General features: G+C 46.5%; 14 protein-coding genes. All 14 read left to right on the plus strand.

What is annotated here, in order from left to right:
* Positions 1 to 189: 189 nt before the first annotated feature.
* The 14 genes from DW947_RS12930 to DW947_RS12995 all read left to right on the plus strand — a co-directional run bounded on the left by DW947_RS12930 (position 190) and on the right by DW947_RS12995 (position 20,851).
* Complete coding sequence (locus tag DW947_RS12930) at positions 190 to 1,206, plus strand: transcriptional regulator (protein ID WP_117963747.1); 1,017 nt, start codon at positions 190 to 192, stop codon at positions 1,204 to 1,206.
* Positions 1,207 to 1,344: 138 nt separating this feature from the next.
* Positions 1,345 to 1,581 carry an NVEALA domain-containing protein gene (locus DW947_RS12935; protein WP_057088522.1) on the plus strand — a complete coding sequence of 79 codons (237 nt, stop codon included), beginning with the start codon at positions 1,345 to 1,347 and terminating at the stop codon, positions 1,579 to 1,581.
* Positions 1,550 to 2,617, plus strand: coding sequence for a BF3164 family lipoprotein (locus tag DW947_RS12940; RefSeq protein WP_117963746.1), 1,068 nt, complete (start codon positions 1,550 to 1,552; stop codon positions 2,615 to 2,617). Before DW947_RS12935 ends, DW947_RS12940 begins: the two co-directional genes overlap by 32 nt.
* A gap of 271 nt (positions 2,618 to 2,888) precedes the next feature.
* Positions 2,889 to 3,107, plus strand: coding sequence for an NVEALA domain-containing protein (locus tag DW947_RS12945; protein ID WP_022402353.1), 219 nt, complete (start codon positions 2,889 to 2,891; stop codon positions 3,105 to 3,107).
* 255 nt (positions 3,108 to 3,362) lie between these two features.
* Complete coding sequence (locus tag DW947_RS12950) at positions 3,363 to 4,379, plus strand: BF3164 family lipoprotein (protein WP_057097225.1); 1,017 nt, start codon at positions 3,363 to 3,365, stop codon at positions 4,377 to 4,379.
* Positions 4,380 to 4,525: 146 nt separating this feature from the next.
* A complete protein-coding gene (locus DW947_RS12955; protein WP_229075232.1) occupies positions 4,526 to 5,326 on the plus strand; it encodes a DUF1573 domain-containing protein in 801 nt (266 codons plus the stop codon).
* Positions 5,327 to 5,338: 12 nt separating this feature from the next.
* Complete coding sequence (lepB, locus tag DW947_RS12960; RefSeq protein WP_117963745.1) at positions 5,339 to 6,229, plus strand: signal peptidase I; 891 nt, start codon at positions 5,339 to 5,341, stop codon at positions 6,227 to 6,229.
* A 1-nt stretch (position 6,230) separates the two neighbouring features.
* Positions 6,231 to 8,150, plus strand: a complete 1,920-nt coding sequence (locus DW947_RS12965) for a hypothetical protein (RefSeq protein ID WP_117963744.1) — start codon at positions 6,231 to 6,233, stop codon at positions 8,148 to 8,150.
* A gap of 45 nt (positions 8,151 to 8,195) precedes the next feature.
* On the plus strand, positions 8,196 to 10,154 hold the full coding sequence (locus DW947_RS12970) for a transglutaminase domain-containing protein (protein ID WP_117963743.1): 1,959 nt from the start codon (positions 8,196 to 8,198) through the stop codon (positions 10,152 to 10,154).
* Positions 10,155 to 10,187: 33 nt separating this feature from the next.
* Positions 10,188 to 11,870 carry an O-antigen ligase family protein gene (locus tag DW947_RS12975; protein ID WP_117962635.1) on the plus strand — a complete coding sequence of 561 codons (1,683 nt, stop codon included), beginning with the start codon at positions 10,188 to 10,190 and terminating at the stop codon, positions 11,868 to 11,870.
* A gap of 124 nt (positions 11,871 to 11,994) precedes the next feature.
* On the plus strand, positions 11,995 to 13,068 hold the full coding sequence (locus DW947_RS12980) for an efflux RND transporter periplasmic adaptor subunit (RefSeq protein ID WP_034529001.1): 1,074 nt from the start codon (positions 11,995 to 11,997) through the stop codon (positions 13,066 to 13,068).
* Between the two features lie 36 nt (positions 13,069 to 13,104).
* Positions 13,105 to 16,176, plus strand: coding sequence for an efflux RND transporter permease subunit (locus DW947_RS12985; protein WP_119958542.1), 3,072 nt, complete (start codon positions 13,105 to 13,107; stop codon positions 16,174 to 16,176).
* Positions 16,173 to 17,645, plus strand: a complete 1,473-nt coding sequence (locus tag DW947_RS12990; protein WP_005823863.1) for a TolC family protein — start codon at positions 16,173 to 16,175, stop codon at positions 17,643 to 17,645. The genes DW947_RS12985 and DW947_RS12990 overlap by 4 nt, the downstream gene beginning before the upstream one ends.
* Entirely contained in the window at positions 17,645 to 20,851 is a 3,207-nt protein-coding gene (locus DW947_RS12995; RefSeq protein WP_119958543.1) for an efflux RND transporter permease subunit, read from the plus strand. The genes DW947_RS12990 and DW947_RS12995 overlap by 1 nt, the downstream gene beginning before the upstream one ends.
* Positions 20,852 to 20,887 lie beyond the last annotated feature (36 nt).

A 20,887-nucleotide genomic window follows, 5' to 3' on the forward strand; every position in this document is an offset into this window, starting at 1 on the left:
ACGCGGACGATTGGCGGGTGGAAAATAGCTAAAGCGGATTAGAAGAAGAAACTGTTTTGATTTTATTTCCTTCTTTCTCAAGTCATTTTCCCTTTTCCTTTATATTATTACTTAATTTTGGCGCTATTAAGGAGATGCCTTTTCGAGTGCATGGGCAGAAATGAATAAGATACAGAAGTGAAAAAGAAGATGAAACGCCGTAATAAGATTACTGTAATATGGACATGTGCCATTGTAGTAGTGGCACTGTTTTGGGGAGTAGCATTGTATAATAATGCCCGGAAGGGACAAGCTGTGGCCAAAGAGGTCGCGTTGCAAACTTTGCGGAAGGTTGCGGAGCTGGTGGTGAATCGGGAGTTTGACAACCTGGGGACTTATCATGTATCATCCGGTAGTAATGGAAAGAAGTATACCAAGAGACAAGTAATAACAGAAGAAGGCGAATTTGAAGTGACGATAGATTCACTGAAAGAGGCACAAGGGTTATATTTGTTGGAAGTTGTAGGGTATAAAGCCGATATTCTGAATTGCTATGGGAAATTTCCATTGGGAAAGATTAGGTCCGAATGGCAAGAGGAAATGGATGCGCGGTACCGTGGCACAGTGTGTGTGCTTTCTTTGAAGATTACCCCATTAGGGAAAGATGTTTTTCAAGAAACATTTGCTGGAAATGAAACAATTTGTACTTCACAAAACAATTTGGGTACCTACTATCTGGACAACATGTATACGATGAGTCTGACTGCATACATGCAACCCGTTTTTTTGTATTGCATTGATTGGAAAGATAATGTACTGCTGATACTATCCTGCTTTTTGTGTATTTTACTGTTCGGATTGTTTTTTTATGTAAGGATTCAACTGCATAAAAAGGAAAAGGCAACCGATGTATCGGAGAAGAACATCTACCTAATCGGAGAATCCAGTTTCGATGCCATAAACCATACTCTAACCAATAAAGAAGAAGTGAAATTTTGCCCTCCCCAAGCCGCAAAACTATTGCTTGCTTTTATAGCTACATCCGATTATTTCCTGACGTACGATGAAATAGCCGTAGTTTGCTGTTGGGCCTTATCTGATACGGGATTGAAAGAACGTCGCAGAAAAGCAATTAACTCATTGCGCAAACTATTTGAAACGGATAAATCTGTCAAAATACTCGCTGTATCAGAAAAGCAGGGGTATCAAATTGTTATCTCTAAGTAGCTGAAATGTTAACCAAATAGGTGTTAAGGGGCGTGAAATTTTTTTCACGCCCCTTTTTGGTATGTTTGTTTATTATTTAGTTGCTGTTTTCCAATTTTTCCTTTTACCTTTATTGGCATAACAAAAAACAAAAATGCTATGAAACGCAAAATGAAGTTATTGGGAATTTTGGTTGTTAGTGCCATCGCGATTTTAGGTTATGCTGAAACTACTCATTCAGAAAGCTTGGATAATTTATTGTTGGAGAATATAGAGGCATTGGCGGCCGGTGAGACAGGATCTGGTGGTGCGTGTGTCGGAAGAGGTTCAGTTGTTTGTCCGCTTACCAAGGAAGGAGTCGAACATGTGTACATTTATTATAGCCTGCCTCATTAGCCTATCCGCACTATCCCTTTCCTCTTGTACGCAGAAAAAAGTAGCAACTTCTGTCGCCTACATGGATTTTCCGCAAACAATCGAGCTGAAAGCGAGGGTGCAGCCATTGGACACCGCTTTGTTCCGTTATCCGTTCCGCGTTCGGGTGCAGGGTGATAAGGCTGTGGTAATGGATTTGCATGGCACGGACTACTTTTGCCATGTTTTCCACTATCCGGGTTTCCGCTATTTTGCTTCGTTCGGCAAGCGGGGCGAGGCTCCCGAAGAGATGCTTTCTGCTGAAAATATCCGATGGCATGGTCAATCTCTGTGGGGACTTGATGCTGGTAAGTCCGTATTAACCAAGTATGATTTTACTTCGTCGGGTTGCTCAATCGTTCCTCAGAAAGTGATAAATATGGATGCTGACATGCTTCGCGTTTTAGACTTTGTGATGGTTGACGACTTTACCTTCATTGTTCCGGACGGATCTGGCAGTAGCCGCTTTTGCTGGGTAAACTATCAAGGGAAATTATTGCGCAGAACCGGTCAAATACCGTCAGCCAACGCGGAGGCTTTACAGAATGCCCGTCCTGCATTGGCTCAGGCATGGCGTAGCTTCATCGACTATAATCCCCGAAATGGAGTGCTGGCAGCAGTAACCCAGTTGGGCGAAGTACTTGAAGTCTTTAATTTGAAAGATAGTACGCATGTGGTACGCATTGGTCCGCACGGTGAACCGGAGTTTAAGATTTCTCAGGGTTATGGTATTCCTACGGGTATCATGGGATTTAGCGATGTCCAAGTGGCAGACAGTGCTATCTATGCGGTTTTTCATGGGCGCTCTTTTAAGGAAATTGCGCAAAATGTACAGCAAGGTGTCTATTTGCCGGATGGAGGACGGTATATCTATGTTTTTAGTCTGACCGGCGAACCTCTCTGCAGGTATGTGTTAGATCATTATGTTTATGGCATATCGGTAGATGAACAAAAAGGAATAATCTTGGCAACGGATGTGAATAAGGATGAGCCGATAATAGAATATAGCATGAAATAAAGTAAACTATAATATGGATGGAGAGGAACGGACGGTTCACGTTTTGTTGGTGCATCTCGTACCGTCCGTTCCATAACCCACCAAGAAAGGAGGTCGAGGCAAAGATAGTAATTTGAATTGAAAACAGAGTGTGTTTTCTGCCATTTCGATAGGTATGGCAAGAAAAGAGTTCTCCAAGATTTTTATATCTTGATTCTGGTACGCAAGCATTATGCTTGTGGTAAATGATAAAAAAAAGAATAATCTTATACTAATAAAACTGAAGAGTAGTATGAAGAAAATGATTAAGATAGCTTTTGTTGCAGCATTTGCAGCGATTGCAGGATATGGAGTTTATGCAAATCAGAAATCTGAAGTATTATCTGATTTGACATTGGCTAATGTGGAAGCATTGGCAGGTAGTGGTGAAACAACTATAGAATGTTGTTTGGCACTTTGGGGCACTTGTAAGGGGGATATTAAAGCCCCATATGTGTGTGCTTCAAGATGATTTGAGGTATGATGAATTAGTGTTATCTAATTTGTATTGTTGATTTTCGTTGTAGTCATCTATGACATTCTTGAATATAGATTAGATATACTTATGAGATAGGTAAGGAATCATTGTCATGTAATTAGGACGTACTTAATAAATGCTTTGATTCCTTATTTTAAAAATCATTGCAGATGTATTTAATGCTTTGAATGCAGCGTTTTTATTAGTGATTATTTTGATGTTGATTGTTTTACGTTAAGTGAAAATATTATGAAAATAAAATTTCTTTTATTATTGATTGTAATGTGCTCTTGTGAAAATAAGCCTCAAACATTCTTGGACTTGTTTTCAAATAGCATAAGTAAAGAAATGGTGGTTCAAGACTACGTTCCAACTGATTCATTAAGCATGCCAGAAGCTATATTGTCGGATGGTGATTATCTTGTGTTTTTAGAACCGGCGTTACCTCAACTGCTGACTTTTTATGATTGCGAAAAGAAAATATTTTCTCATGGATTGAATAAAGGGCAGGGACGAGATGAAGCCATAAGTGTTCAGACTATAGGTGTTGGCAAGAGTGCAGGAGAAGTGTATGCTTCGGATTTAGCAACTCAGTCTGTTTTTCTATTATCGCTTAATAATAAAATAAAGAAAGTAAGGAAAGATTCTATCAGTATCGATACTCGATTCTGTGAAGTTGCCTATGATAATGAATTGGCTTTCTTCTTATTGGTGGGCGATGAAAAACGTTTTCTGATGAAAGCAAACGGACAATATAGAAAAATTGGTGAAAACATCGTGATTCCTAATATCTCTCCGGAGATTGTTTCCCAAACATTGCAGGGCCCTTGTACTATTTCGAGTGAGAAAAAACGGATTGCTTGGTTTTCCGTCTACGGTGATGTTATGGAGATATATGATTACAGCGACTTAAACAATGTTGCTCTTGTAAAATCACATATTTGCACTCTTCCAGTGTTTAATAGTAGCGATGGATCATTGGGCTTTCAGACAAAGCTGAGTGTCTCATCGGTTACCTCGGACGATAATTATATATATGCTCTTTATAATGAGAGAAATTTGGAACAAGCCGCACAAAATAGAGCACAAGCTTTCTTCTCAAAGAAAGTTCTGTTATTTGATTGGAATGGTACTCCCCGTTTTATTGTTGAGCTGGATAGGCCGATAAAAAGTATAACGTATGATAAAAAGAGAAACATGGTATTGTGTTTAGGATTAAATAATGATTTGGAATATGCCGTTTTCGGCTTTCCTGTAGATGTGTAATTTTGCTCTTTTTGAAGTGATAGAATATGAATTTGAGAAAATGTGGTTAATGAAATAATTTGGTGATGAAGGATGGGTATTTATTTATAATATTGTCGATTATTGTATTGTTCTTTTTTGCTTGTACGAGAAGAAAAAATGATGATATGACACATTTAGTAAAAGAGTGGGAAAAAAAAGAAATTATTTTCCCAAATAATCTATATTTTACATTATATGGAAAGGATACTGTTCAATATCCGGCTCATTTGCAATATACAATTCTTAGCTATGTGGATTCGGCTGGATGTTTCAGTTGTAAATTGCAACTGCCTATGTGGAGGGAGTTTATACATCGGTTGGATTCAACTTATCCAGGAAAGGTTTCTGTATTACTGTTTTTACATTCAAAAAGTGAAATAGAATTATTGTATGCTTTAAAAAAGAATGGCTTTGACTATCCAGTTTGTATAGATGAAAATGATAAACTTAATCGCTTAAATCATTTTCCATCTGATATGGCTTTCCAAACTTTTTTGCTGGATAAGGATAATAAAGTGTTAGCGATGGGGAATCCAATTCTTAATCCTAAAATAAAAGAATTGTATCTGAAAATTATTCGTGGGAATGATATTGTATCAACTGCTGGAAAAGGCATTACCCAGACTAAAGTCCATATAGATGTCTCATTTTTGCATTTAGGTAACTTTGATTGGCAGGAGGAACAAAAAGCAACTTTTATATTGAAGAATGTGGGTGACAAACCATTGGTTATACAAGATGTTGCCACTTCTTGTGGTTGTACTACCGTAGCTTATTCAAAGGAACCGGCATTACCGGGTAAGGAAATAGCTTTGGAAGTGGTTTATAAAGCCGAACATCCGGAGCACTTCGACAAGACGATAACGGTATATTGCAATACAGAAAATTCTCCGTTGGTTTTGAAGATTAGTGGGGATGCAAAATAACTGATTGATGGGATGAAGGAGCGGCTGCAATTGAAAAAATGGTTGAATGGAATAACAAACGTATTATTCTGTCTGTGCCTGCTTGTTGTGATACTGATAGTATTGCAGGTGTTTGTGGTGACCTCCTTCAAGATACCGTCGGACTCGATGGAACCGTCGTTGCTGGCGGGTGATTATATTCTGGTGGATAAATGTTCGGGTGGAGCACGCCTATTCAATGTGCTTGATGCCGTGGAGAAAAAGGAGGTGAGGATGCACCGTATGTCCGGATGGAGAAATTTTCAGCGGAATGATGTACTAGTGTTCAATTTTCCTTATCCGGGCAGGTGGGACAGCATTGCGCTGGACGTGATGTTGTATTACGTGAAGCGCTGTATCGCCGTGCCGGGTGATACGTTGGAGATAAGGAATACACATTATCGTGTGTCCGGATTTGATGGTATCGCAGGAAATGTGCAGGCGCAGGAGGAATTAGGTAAATTGATATCTTCGGGCATGATGGAGGAACGGGGCCTTGTTCTTAAGAGCTTTCCCGATGGTGGCTGTAATGGGTGGACTATCAGCGAGTTTGGGCCTCTTTATATACCGGCCAAAGGCAGCGTGGTAGGAATGAATCCGGAAACACGGTTGCTGTATCGGAACGTGATAGAGTGGGAACAGAAAAAGAAACTGACATTGCATGGAGATTCGGTTCTGCTGGGGGACAGTGTGATACACAATTACCGCTTCTGTGAGAACTATTATTTTGTTTCGGGTGACAAGATGGTGAATTCAAAAGATTCCCGCTACTGGGGATTACTGCCGGAACCATTTATAGTGGGAAGGGCATGGCTGGTATGGAAGTCCGTCAGCCCGAATACTGGAAAAATGAGATGGAAACGTATCTTTAAAAGAATAGACTAAGATGAAAGTTCTGTTTAAATTGCTCTGGATATTATTGATTGCCGGGATATTGGAGGCTTGCAATGCTTCCGGCAGATTGGAGTACGCACTGGAGTGTGCTGCAACCAACAAAGGCGAACTGGAAAAGGTACTGGAACATTATAAAGATGAGCCTGAAAAATATAAAGCCGCTTGTTTCTTGATAGAAAATATGCCTTATCACTATGCCCTTGAAGGTGAAGAACTGGATTCTTTGAAAACAGTGCTGGCTTCGGCAGATGCTTATGGGGTGATGCTGAAGGATACTGCCGTACCGGATTGGGATTATTATACCCCTTCCGGATTGCAGAGAAAACCGGATGTACTGAATATAAGGGCTGAATTCTTGATAAATAACATTGATTTGGCTTTTGATGGTTGGAAAAAGCGTCCGTGGAATGCTTCCCTTTCTTTTGCAGATTTCTGTGAATGGCTGCTTCCCTATCGTATCGGAAATGAGACTCCGGACAACTGGCGGCAGATATACCATGACCGTTATTCCTTTTTGCTGGACGAGGTTTATACGGGTAGCGATGTGGTGGAGGCGGTCAGTGTGGTATGGGAGTATTTGCAGAAGGAAGACCCTTACCGGTTTACGTGGGTCTTTAACTATCCGCATTTGGGAGGAGAGTACTTGCTGCATAATCGTATCGGCAAGTGTCAGGATGCTTGTGATTTTATGATTTATGTGATGCGGGCCATCGGCGTCCCGGTAGCCTATGATTTCTATACTTTCAATGCGGAAACACGAAAAGGGCATGTGTGGAATGTGGTGAGGGATGTAACGGGTGTCTGCCTTCCTTTTACTTTCCCTTCCCGGAAGCCGGAACGGGGAAGTTTCTATATTGACAGTCGGCGCCCGAGCGTGGTTTACCGCCGGTGTTTTGGCAGACAATGGGACATGGATGGTGATTTTATGCGGAACCAGTCCGTACCGGCTGCTTTTAAGGATGTGTTTGCAAGAAAAGTGTCGGATAATTATTTTGATTCGAATCTGGAACTGCCGGTAGAAGGGATGGACGGGAATTATGTTTATGTGGGGTTGTTCAGTGCTTATGGGTGGCGGGGAATAGATTTTACTAAGGTAGAAAGTGGAAAAGCGCTTTTCAGGAATTTGGCTTCGAGGCAGGTTTATATATTGTTGGCATTCGCAAACGGGCAGTATCGCCCTATTGGAAATCCTTTTTATTTTGATGGCAAGGATATACATCCTTATGTTGCAGATACCTCCAAGTGCTATTCTGCTGAATTGTATCGGAAATACCCTCTTTCGGAACGTATCAGGAACTATATGGGAGGGATAAAAGACGGGCATTTTGAGGCGGCTTGTGATAAGGATTTTAAAAATGCGGAGTTGTTGTGTACTGTGAAAGATACGCCCGGTATCAATTATAATCACGTTATTCTTGAGAAACCGGTAAGGGGTCGCTATGCCCGTTTTTGTTCTTCGGCAGAGGGATATGCGGAAGTTGCCGAAATGCATTTTTATAAAGGAGAGGAAGAGATTGTCCCTATAGACAGTTGGGGAGATGCTCCGGCTACAGTGGGTACTTTTGCCCATCAGGTCTATGATAATGAGCCGTTGTCGTATTTCATTTCATCAAAACCCGGTGCAAGTGTAACGGTGGATTTTGGAAAGGTTGTTACTATAGACAATTTTATGTATATGCCCCGTAACGATGATAACTTTGTCAGGATAGGGGATTGTTATGAACTCTTCTATTGGGGAGAGGGCTGTTGGAACTCATTGGGGAAGAAAATGGCAGAAAAACCTTTTCTGCCATATGACGGGATACCATCGGGAGCTTTGCTCTATTTGCATGACAGTACCCGTGGAGAAGAAGAACTGATATTTCATATGGAAGATGGTAAGCAGGTATTTGTATCGGATTGTAAGGATTGATTGGATTGTCTTTCAGATTGGAATAGAAAAAAATGGAATAGTGATATGAAACATTGGTGTGTATGGGTATGGTTTACAGCAGGTCTGTTTATGGCTTGTTCTTCGGAAAATCAGTGGTTGGACACAGCTTTGAATCTTGCCGGTGATAACCGTGCGGAGTTGCAAAAGGTACTGGACCGTTACAAGGAAGAGGACGGTGACAAATATCGTGCTGCTTGTTTTCTGATAGAGAATATGCCTTTTCATGGTGCTTACGAGGGAAAGGCCTTGGAGAATTACAGGAAGTATTTCAGTGAATACGTTTCATTTCCTTATTCCAGGCATGTGCAAGAGTTGATTGATTCCTTGAAAAGAGCAGATGGAGAATTTTCTATAAATCAATTGACTTATAAGAGGGACATTATGACGGTGGATTCCGCTTTTTTGGTCAATCATATAGAATGGGCATTCAAAGTCTGGCGGGAGCAACCTTGGGGAAAGCATGTTGATTTTGATACTTTCTGCGAATATATATTGCCTTATAGAATAGGGGATGAGCCGCTTTCTCTCTGGCGCAAAGAAATTTATGAGTGCTATAGCCCGATTTTGGATGAATTCAGGAAGACAGATGAGGCTGATAATCCTAAGGTTGCCGCCCAGTTGTTGATGGATACGTTGCGGAAAGCGAACTACCGGAATACGGCTCTTTTTCCGGTGGGGCCTCATTTGGGACCGGATGTACTGAAATGGCATACGGGCAGTTGCCGAGAGTTTACGGATGCCATGATATATGTGTTGCGGGCATTGGGCATTCCGTGCGGAGTAGATAGGGTGATGGTATTAGGAGACAACAATGCCTCTCATTTCTGGAATTTTGTTTTGGATAAGGAAGGAAAGACATACATTGCAAATCTTCCTTATGAAGAAGTATGGAGCAAAGCGGAAGAATATAGCATTTCGAGGGGAAAAATGTACCGGGCAACCTATAGTATTGATAAGGAGGCGGTACGGAAACTGGGGAAATATTCCGATGTTTACCCGGCATTCCGACGTCCGTTCTTCCGCGATGTCACTGCACTTTATACCGGTAGCAGGAATTGGACTGTAGCTCTTCCGGATTCTTTGCTTTCCGGACAGTTTCGTGAGGGGGATATGGTGTATTTGTGCCTTGCCAACAGACTACAATGGCAACCTATAGGATATACTTTCTTTAAAAAGCGGGAGGCTCGTTTTGAGGATGTGGGAGGCGGGGCGGTCTTTACGCTGGCTGCCTGGAACGGAAAGGAATACGCTGCAGTATCTTCTCCTTTTCTTCTGGAGCGTGAAACCGGAAAGATACGGTTCATTGTTCCGGAAGCTGAAAAGCAGGAATTGGTCTTGTATAGGAAGTGCCATCTTACTTTGAGTGTTCTTTTCAATGACCGGATGATTGGGGGAGTAGTGGAAGGAAGCGACCGGGCAGACTTTGGGCGGAAGGATACTCTACTTTTGATAAAGGAGGCTCCGTATCGGCTATATACTGTGGCCCGGTTGAAGTCTGATAAACCGTATCGGTATATGCGCTATAAGGGTGCTGACGGATGTTTCTGTAATATCTCGGAACTGGCTTTTTATGAGAATACGGAAGATACCATACCTCTATATGGGGAAATCATAGGTACTCCGGGAAGTTTTGAAGACAATACACATGAATATTTGAACGCATTTGACGGTAATCCGGATACTTCATTTGATTATATACATCCGGATGGAGGATGGACCGGGATGGACTTTGGAAGTCCCCATCGTGTGGAGAAGGTGGTGTATACTCCTCGTAATGAGGTGAATTTTATTTATAAAGGTAATTTGTATGAATTGTTTTATTGGGGTGGAGGAAAATGGAATTCTGTCGGGCGGCAAATGGCTGTGTCAGATTCTATTGTCTATTCAGGGTTTCAAGGTGCTTTATTTTATCTGAAGAATCACACAGCCGGTAAAGATGAACGGATTTTTGAATATAAAGACGGGAAACAAATCTTTTGGTGAATTAAGAATACTATTGAATATTTGATAGATAGAATGAATAATGTACGTAATCTATTGACTGGAAGTTTGGTCTACATTGCTTGTATAGTTTTATTGTCTTTGGCATGTAACGTTTCTTCCGGACTTCCTGTAGCTGATGTTATAGGGCAATGGCTCTATTTCGATAAAAGTGCATTGGTAGTTGCAGGATGTCTGTTGATGGCTGGATTGATGATGGAAAAAAGGTATTTTCTTTTTATACCGGTTTCGTGGGTATTGGTAATGCTGGGGGGCATTGAGGCTGTTTGGGGATTGAGGCAGCTTTATGGTTATGCTGTGTCCAACCATTCCTTGTATGTATTGACAGGTTCTTTCTTCAATCCGGGGCCTTATTCCGGCTATTTGGCCATGATACTTCCGGTCTGTCTGCATCAATGGCTGACCAAGAGGGGGGAGATTCTCTGCTCTGACCGGAATGACGGGAAAGGATGGAAAAAGGTGATGGATAAAGTTGGAGCTATGATTGCCGGTGGTGTGATGCTGCTTATCCTTTGTGTGCTTCCGGCAGGAATGAGCCGTTCGGCATGGTTGGCGGCAGGAGTTTCCTGTTTGTGTGTATATGCTTGGCATATGGATTGGACGGATAAGTTCAGATTATTATGGCAGCAGCAAAGGCAGCGTGTGCTGATGGCAGTGGTCGGTGGGTTCTGTGTCCTGCTATTGGCGGGCTATTTACTGTTTGTCTTGAAACCCGATTCTGCACGTGGCCGTCTTTTCATGTGGAAGATAACTTGTCGTGCCATTGCAGAAAAGCCGTTGACCGGATATGGGATTCATAATTTCGCAGCAGCCTACGGAAATGCGCAGGAAACTTATTTTGCAGCAGGTGATTATGAACCGTGGGAGGAACGTGTGGCGGGAAGTCCGGAATATGCATTCAATGAATATCTGCAGGCTGCGGTCGAACTGGGCATTCCTTTGGCGGTATGTCTATTGGTTGTGGTCGTGCTGTGTTTGTATAGGGGAGTCCGTAAAGGACGTTATGGTATCTGTGGGGCTATTCTTTCTTTGATGATATTCTCTTTTTCCTCCTATCCGCTACAACTTCCGGTATTTATCGTTACATTTGGAGGATTGCTTGTGGCGTGCTTGTCCGGTGCCGACCGTTGGCAATGGTTGGGGCTGGCTGTATCAGTAGGCATCATTGGCGGTTTTCGCCTGAAGAATGACTTGCAAGTGGAGCAGGCCTGTCGGGAGTGGATGAATGCGCGGGTGCTGTATAATGCAGGTGCGTATCAATCGGCAGAGAAAGAGTACGGGCGCCTTTATCCTCTGTTGAGAGACCGGGCATCTTTCTTGTTCGAATATGGGCATGGATTGCACAAGCAGCAGCAGTTCAGTAAATCCAACCGTATTTTGAAAGAAGCTTTACAGCGTAGTTGTGACCCCATGATACTGAATGTGATAGGCAAGAACTATCAGCAGATGGGTGATTGCTTGTCAGCGGAAGACTGGTTTATCCGTTCCACCCATCGTTTGCCGGGACGTATTTATCCCTATTATCTGCTTGCGAAGCTTTATGCGGAACCAAGCTTCAGGCAACCGGACAAGTTTGAAAAAATGAAGCGGATGGTATTGACGAAAGAGCCGAAAGTGCATTCTACGGCAATACGACAGATGAGGGAGGAAATAAAAAAGATTCAGCTTATTTTTGTCCATATCAAAAAAGATGAATAAAAACGGAAAGTGTTAATAATGAGCGAACTAATTGCTAAAGTGCTATGAAAAAAGTGTCCACATGCAAATATCGGTTCGTTTTTTTGAAACGATTAATTTTATCAATTTATAATTGAGTATGAATATGAAGACACAGAACTATCGATACCTGCTATGCATGGCCGTTGCCCTGCTTGCCGCCTGCTCCGATGCCGGAAAGGGAAAAGAGTCCGAGGAAGGGGTGGCAACCGTCCTGCCAAGTGAAAGCAATGAAGTGACCGTGAAAGTCCTGAAGCGGGCGACCTTTGAGCATGAACTGGTGAGCAACGGAAAAGTAACCGCCGGTGCCATGGCGGATTTGCGTTTTGAGACCACCGGTGTAGTGGCACACATCTACGTGAAGAACGGTGACCCGGTGCGCAAAGGGCAGAAACTTGCCGAACTGGATAAGTTCCGCCTGAAGAACAAGACCGCGCAGGCCAAGGATGCCTTGGAAAAAGCGGAACTTGAGTTGCAGGATGTATTGATAGGGCAAGGCTATCCGGTGGGGGATGCCTCCAAAGTACCTGCTGACATCATGAAGCTGGCCCGCGTGAGGAGCGGTTACGACCAGAGCCTCGCCCAGTATGAGCTTGCCGCGTATGAAGAGGAACACGCCACGCTGGTTGCGCCTTTTGACGGGGTAGTGGCGAACCTGTTCTCCAAACCGTTCAACGAGGCAAGTACCTCGGAAGCCTTCTGCTCCATTATCGGCACTCAAGGTATGGAGGTGGACTTCACGGTGCTGGAAAGCGAACTGCCGTTGATAAAGAGTGGCGACAAGGTGATTGTTACCCCTTATTCGGATGCCGGCTTTAGGCAGGAGGGGCGCATCACCCAAATCAATCCTCTGGTGGATGACAAGGGGATGGTTAAGGTGAAGGCTGCCGTCAATGGCAAGGGACGGCTGTTCAGTGGGATGAACGTGAGGGTGAACGTGCACCGCTCTCTGGGCGGACAGCTTGTAATCCCGAAGAGTGCCGTGGTGTTGCGTTCGGGCAAGCAGGTGGTGTTTACCCTGAAAGACGGAAAGGCGCAGTGGAACTATGTGCAGACCGGTCTGGAGAATGCGGAAAGCTATAGTATGGCCGACGATGCCCTGAAAGAAGGCGATACGGTCATTGTGACGGGAAATGTGAATCTGGCACATGAAGCATCGGTGAAGGTGGTTGATAGATAATGAGTGATAAGTGGTAATTCAAAATTCATAGTTCAATTGATAAAGTTTTTGATACAGCGGCCTATTGCCGTACTGATGGCATTTACAGCATGCTTCATTGTCGGGCTGGTGACTTACTTCACCCTGCCGGTATCCTTGCTGCCCGATATTGCCATCCCGGAAATTACAGTGCAGGTGTCGGCGCAGAATACCTCGGCGCGTGAATTAGAGAATACGGTGGTGAAACCTCTGCGGCAGCAGCTCATCCAGGTGGCGAAACTGAAGGACATGGACAGCGAGACGCGCGATGGTGCAGGCATCATCCGCCTGGGCTTCGACTTCGGTACGAATACCGACCTTGCCTTCATAGAAGTGAACGAGAAGATTGACGCCGCCATGAACTATCTGCCCAAGGATGCCGAACGCCCGAAGGTGATAAAGGCAAGTGCGACGGACATTCCTGTCTTCTACCTCAACCTGACCCTAAAAAACGACAGTGCATACGGCAAGACGGACGAACGTGCGTTTCTTGATTTGTGCGAGTTTGCCGAAAATGTCATAAAGCGTCGCATCGAGCAGTTGGCAGAAGTGGCAATGGTGGATGTCACGGGTTTGGTCGAACGCCAGTTACAGATTGTGCCCGACCCGGATAAGCTTGCTGTGTTGGGGCTCTCCATTGAAGACATAGAAAACGTGCTGGCGCAAAACAACGTGGAGCCGGGCAGCATGACTGTGCGCGACGGCTACTACGAATACAACATCAAGTTCTCCACCCTGCTGCGGACAGAGGAGGACGTGAAGGGCATCCTGCTGCGAAAGGAAGGACGTATCATCCGCTTGGGAGACTTCTGCCGGGTAGAGATTGTTCCTGCCAAGGAGAAAGGTGTCTCCATGAGCAATGGCAAGCGTGCCGTTACCCTTGCCGTCATCAAGCAGGCGGACGAGAATATGGAAGACATGAAGCTTGCCATCAACAGCACGATGGACTACTTCAAGAAAGTATATCCCGACATTGATTTTAGCATCAGCCGTAACCAGACGGAGTTGCTGGACTATACCATCTCCAATCTGCAGCAGAACTTGTCGTTGGGTTTCTTGTTCATCTGCATTGTGGCGGTACTCTTCTTGGGGGATGTCAAGTCGCCGTTCATCATCGGCCTGAGCATGGTGGTGTCCATTGTAATCTGTTTCTTGTTCTTCTATCTGTTCAGGATGTCGCTCAATATAATTTCTCTGTCCGGATTGATTCTGGCGTTGGGTATGATGATTGACAGCAGCATCATTGTCACGGAAAATATTTCGCAGTACCGCGAACGGGGTTATTCGTTGAGGCGGGCTTGCGTGGCGGGTACGGGTGAGGTGGTGACGCCGATGCTGAGCTCATCCCTGACCACGGTTGCCGTGTTTGTGCCGCTGATATTTATGAGCGGCATTGCGGGAGCGCTTTTCTATGACCAGGCATTCTCTGTTACGGTGGGGCTGCTGGTTTCCTACTTCACGGGTATCATGCTGCTGCCGGTCCTCTATATGCTGGTCTACCGGACGGGGTTGCGCGGCAGGTCGTGGTTCTCCCGCATCCGCATCAACAATCCGTTGAAGGAACATACGCTGGACCGTTTTTATGATGTGGGCATCGACTGGGTATTTTCCCACAAGACGGTAAGTATCATATTCTGTGTGGTTTCTATTCCTCTTTGTGTCTTTCTGTTTTATTCCATAGCCAAGGAGCGTATGCCGCAGATAGACCAGAATGAACTGATAGTCCACGTGGAATGGAACGAAAATATACATGTGGACGAGAACCGGCATCGTGTGAATGTGCTGTTCGGACAGTTGTTGGACAAGACTGTGGAACAGACGGCTGCCATAGGCCAGCAGGACTATCTGCTGAACCGTGAGCAGGCTCTCTCTTCTTCGGAGGCAGAATTGTATTTCAAGACTTCCTCGCCTGACGGGATTGCTCCCTTGCAGAAGCAGGCGGGCGAGTGGTTGATGCGGGAATATCCGTTGGCGACAGTCTCCTTTTCTCCACCCGAAACCGTGTTCGAGAAGCTTTTCGTGACCGGGGAGGCCGATGTGGTGGCGGAACTTTATGCCCGTAACAAGGAGAAGGCGCCGGCGGCGGAAGAATTGCGCGGACTGGAACAACAGTTTGCGGAGCTTACGGGGACAGCGCCCGTAGGTATCGCTTTCGAGAACCAGCTTGACATAAGCATCCTGCAGGAAAAGCTGTTGCTCTATGACGTTTCGTATGACGAGCTTTACCGTACGCTGCGGACAGCGTTCAAGGAGAACAGCGTAGCTATGCTCCATTCCTACCAGCAATACCTGCCTATCAGCATTGTGGGCGAGGAGCGGACAGTGAACGAGGTGCTGCAGCAGACATTGATACAGACCCGTCCGGACAGTAAGGGCGAAGTGGAGCATATTCCGCTTCGGGAGCTGGTAAAGGTGCGTCCGGCCGAGGATTTGAAAACGATTACGGCAGGACGCAACGGTGAATATATACCGTTCCGTTTCTATGAAGTGGACGATGCTCCGGAGTTGATGGAAAAGGTGAAGCGGGAGGCAGATGCCACGGGTGACTGGGATACGGCCTTCTCCGGCAGTTTCTTCTCCAACCGCCAGATGCTGGACGAGTTGGTGGTGATTCTTTTCATCTCTATCCTGCTGATGTATTTCATTCTTGCCGCCCAGTTCGAAAGCTTCGTGCAGCCGCTCATCGTGCTGCTGGAAATTCCGATAGATGTGGCGTTTGCCCTGCTTCTGTTGTGGATATGCGGGCATACCCTGAACCTGATGTCCGCCATCGGACTGATTGTGACGTGCGGTATCATCATCAACGACTCCATCTTGAAGCTGGATGCCATTAATGAATTACGGAGGGCTGGTATGCCGTTGCTCGAGGCCATCCACGAGGCGGGGCGCAGAAGGCTCCGGCCCATCATCATGACATCGCTCACCACCATTTTCGCTATGGTTCCGCTGCTGTTCTCGTTCGACATGGGCTCGGAGTTGCAGAAGCCGCTTTCCATAGCGATGATTGGGGCGATGTTCGTGGGGACACTGGTCAGTCTGTTCATCATCCCGTTGATATATTGGTTTATTTATAGAAAAGAAAGAGCATGAAGAAATTAAGTCTTATACTTTTGTTCAGTCTGGGAGCCCTTTCCGCTTTTGCCCAGCAGCGGATAACGCTCGATTTGCAGCAGACCATTGCCCTGGCGAATGACAGTTCGCTGGAAGCCTTCCGCACCAAGAACATGTATCTGGCCGGTTATTGGGAATACCGCACCTATAAGGCAAACCGCCTTCCCAGCTTGACGCTGAACATGACTCCGGCACAGTACAACCGCGATATCACCAAGCGTTACGACTCCGAACAGGACCTTGACATCTATCGCAGCCAGCAATCCTTCTATGCATACGGCAATCTTGCCGTCAGACAGAATTTCGACTTGACGGGCGGTACGTTCTATCTGGATACGGAGCTGGGCTATATGCGGAGCTTCGGTGGAAACAAGTATACCCAGTTCACCAGTGTTCCGGTTCGTTTGGGCTACTCGCAGAGTCTGGTCGGTTACAATCCTTTCCGTTGGGAACGCAGGATTGAGCCGCTGAAGTACGAAAAGGTGAAGAAGGAGTATATTTACAATGCAGAGCGAGTATCCGAGCAGGCCACTACCTATTTCTTTGCGCTTGCCATGGCACAGGCGGAATATGACTTGGCCAAGGACAATGCCGTCTCCACCGATACCCTCTACCGCATCGGCATGCAGCGCTTGAAAATAGCCGCCATCAGCCGTGCCGACCTGCTGACGCTGAAACTCGACGTGGTGAACGCCCGCAATACTTTGCAGAATGCCGCCAGTGCCTTGAAGCGCGCCATGTTTTCGTTGGCATCTTTCCTGAATATGGAGAAGAACACGGATATCAGGGTGTCGCTTCCGGGACGTCCGAGGGCGCTGACCATACCGGTTGATGAGGCTTTGCTGGCCGCTCAAGCAAACAATCCGGAATTTCTGGGGCTTCGTCAGGAAGTGCTGGAAGCCGAGCAGACAGTAGACAAGACGAAGAAGGAATCGCGCTTCAACGCCAGCATCAACGCCAGCGTCGGCTTCAACCAGGTGGCGGAGAAATTCGGTGAAGCATACAGGCATCCCATGCAGCAGGAGATGGTGTCGGTCAGTGTCTCCATTCCACTGGTGGACTGGGGCGTGAGGAAAGGCAAATACAACATGGCGAGGAACAATCTGAACGTGGTGAAGACTTCTGCCCGGCAGAGTGAAATCAGCATTGAGGAGGAGGTTATCATGACCGTCAGTGACTTCAACGTCCAGCAAGCCCTCGTCGCCAGTGCCGAAGAGGCCCTCGACCTTGCCATCCTGGCGTATAACGAAACCCGCCAGCGCTTCATTATCGGCAAGGCAGACATCAACAGCCTGACCCTCTCGCTGAACCGCCAGCAGGAAGCGCAACGCAATTACATCTCCGCCTTGCAGGACTACTGGCTGAATTATTACAAGATACGGAAACTGACGTTGCACGACTTTGCCAGCGGATTTTCGCTGTCGGAAAAATTTGATTATAATAACTGATGAAACGAGTTTCTTCCTTCACCGTCATAGTGGCGTTTGTCTGCCTTGCTTTGGTAGGGGTGGCGTTGATACCGCTGCTCCCCGTCAAGCTGAATCCGTCACGCAGCCTGCCCGGCTTCACGGTGGGTTTCAGCATGCCTGGCACTTCGTCGCGGGTGGTGGAGATGGAAGTGACCAGCAAGCTGGAATCCATGCTGGCGCGTATCCGCGGAGTGAAGCGGCTGAACTCCACTTCGGGCAACGGCTACGGCAACATTACTGTGGAGCTGGACAAGCATGCCGATGTCGAGGCAGTCCGCTTCGAAGCTTCCACCATCATCCGGCAGACGTGGCCCCAATTGCCCGAAGGTGTCAGCTATCCCACCATTCACATGAAAGTGCCCGACGAGAACGCCTCACGCCCTTTCATGTCCTTCACACTGAATGCCCCTTCCACTCCGATATTGATTCAGCAGTATGCCGAGGAGCATATCAAGCCGCGGCTGGCAAATATTCCGGGTATCTATAAGGTGGAACTCAGCGGTGCCACGCCCATGGAGTGGAGACTGGAATATGACAGTGAACAGTTGCGCTTGCTGGGTGTGACCCTATCGGACATCAGCGAGGCAGTACAGCGGCATTACCGGAAGGAATTTCTGGGTACGCACAATGTGGATACAGGTAACGGTAGCCGGGAATGGATACGCCTGACACTGGTGCCGGAGAGCAACTCCCTTGGTTTTAATCCTGCTGCCATCACCGTGACGGCTACCGACGGGAAACTGCTCCGCTTGGACGAACTGGTGTCGGCTGTCCGTATGGAGGAGGAGCCGCAAAGCTATTACCGCATCAATGGGCTGAATTCCGTCTATCTATCCATTACTGCGGAAGAAACTGCCAACCAGTTGCAACTGAACCGTGCCGTGATGGACGAGATGGAAGCTGTTCGGCAGGTACTTCCTGTCGGATATGAAGTGCATACCAGCTATGATGCGACCGAGTACATACGGGAAGAACTGGACAAGATTTACTTCCGTACCGGTTTGACGGTACTCATCCTGCTTGTATTTGTATGGCTCATTACTCGTAAGTTGAAATATCTTTTTCTGATAGTTACCAGCCTGGCTGTAAATATAGCGGTGGCACTTATCTTCTACTACCTCTTCGGACTTGAGATGCAGCTTTATTCGCTGGCGGGTATCACTGTCTCGCTGAATCTGGTGATAGACAGCACCATTGTCATGACCGACCACATTCTGCATCGGCGTAATCTCAAGGCCTTCCTGTCGGTGTTGGCGGCAACCCTCACTACGATGGGTGCGCTTGTCATCATTTTCTTCCTTGACGAGAAGATACGGCTCAACCTGCAGGACTTTGCAGCGGTAGTGATCATCAATCTGGCTGTTTCCTTGATGGTGGCATTGTTCTTTGTTCCGTCGATGATTGAGAAGATAGGACTGGTGAGGCGGATTACGGGGAAGAAGAGGCGTCTTGTCTTGCCGGGGCTGACGCAAACATTCAAAACAAGGTTGGGACGGATTTTCAGACGTTTCCCCGTTTATTTCTCCTGCTGCTATTCTGCTCTCATCCGTTTTCTGTGCCGTTGGCGCTGGGCTGTATGCCTGCTGTTACTGTTGGGTTTCGGTCTGCCCGTTTTTCTGTTGCCCGGCAAACTGGAAGGAGGGGGAAAATGGGAAGCTGCTTACAATAAGGTATTCGGTTCGGATACCTATAAGGAGTCGGTGAAACCCGTTGTGGACAAGGCGCTGGGCGGCAGCTTGCGGCTTTTCATACAGAAGGTGTACGAAGGCAGTTACTTCACCCGTAATGAGGAGGTGGTGCTCTATGCCAACGCCAACCTTCCCAATGGCAGCACCCTTGAGCAGATGAACACTTTGATGAAACGTATGGAGACCTACCTCAGCCGGTTCAAGGAAATCAGGCAGTTTCATACTTCCATCTACAGCCCCCGGCGTGCCAGTATGCAGATTTATTTCAAGAAGGAAGCCCGGAACAGCGGTTTCCCCTATACACTGAAAGCCAATATGATAAGCAAGGCGCTGGAACTGGGAGGCGGCAGCTGGGGCATCTACGGATTGCAGGACCAGGGATTCAGCAACGATGTCCGTGAAAGTGCGGGTTCCTATCGCATCAGGATGTACGGCTACAACTACGACGAACTCTATGAGTGGGCGGAGAAGCTGAAGGCCAAGCTGCTGACGCACCGGCGTATCAAGGAAGTGCTCATCAATTCGGAGTTCTCCTGGTGGAAGGATGACTATCAGGAATTCTACTTCAACCTGAACAAGGAGCGCATGGCGCAAGAGGGCATCGACGCGCAAGTGCTTTTCTCTGCGGTGCGCCCCATCTTTGGCAAGAATCTGGAGATTGGTTCGGTAGCGGCCGAGCAGGGGATGGAGAAAATCAAGCTCTCTTCCCGCCAGTCTGCCGAATATGACATCTGGGCGATGCAGTTCTTCCCCTATGGAGTAGGAAACGGCAAGCATTACAAGCTTTCCGAACTGACTACTGTGGAAAAGGGACAGATGCCGCAGGAGATTGCCAAAGAAAACCAGCAGTACCGCCTCTGCCTGCAATACGAATATATCGGCTCCAATGAGATGGGCAACAAGATACAGAAACGTGACCTGGAGGAGTTCAACAAACTGTTGCCGATGGGTTATACAGCCGAGTCGGACAGCAACAGTTGGTCATGGGGCGAGAAGGACAACCGCCAATACCTGCTTCTGCTGGTGGTGATAGCCATCATCTTCTTTACGACCAGCGTTCTGTTCAACTCCCTGAAGCAGCCGCTTGCCATCATCTTTGTGATTCCGGTTTCTTATATCGGGGTATTTCTTACTTTCTATTGGTTCCGGCTGAACTTCGACCAGGGCGGTTTTGCCTCGTTCGTCCTGCTGTGCGGCATCACGGTGAATGCCAGCATCTATGTCCTGAACGAGTACAACAGCATCCGACGTCGTTTCCCCCGTCTTTCCGCTCTTCGTGCCTACGTCAAGGCGTGGAATGCGAAGGTCGTTCCTATTTTCCTCACGGTAGTTTCTACCATTCTGGGATTTATCCCTTTCATGATAGGTGAGGACAAGGAGGCTTTCTGGTTTCCATTGGCGGCGGGTACCATTGGCGGACTGGTGATGTCCGTCATCGGTATCTTCTTTTTCCTGCCGGTTTTTGTGCTGAAACAGCGTGATTTTCTTAGGAAATGATTACTTTTGCTCGATTTTGTTACCTGAATGGATACT

This window comes from Bacteroides sp. AM44-19, from assembly GCF_003603395.1.
GTDB classification, from domain to species: domain Bacteria; phylum Bacteroidota; class Bacteroidia; order Bacteroidales; family Bacteroidaceae; genus Bacteroides; species Bacteroides uniformis.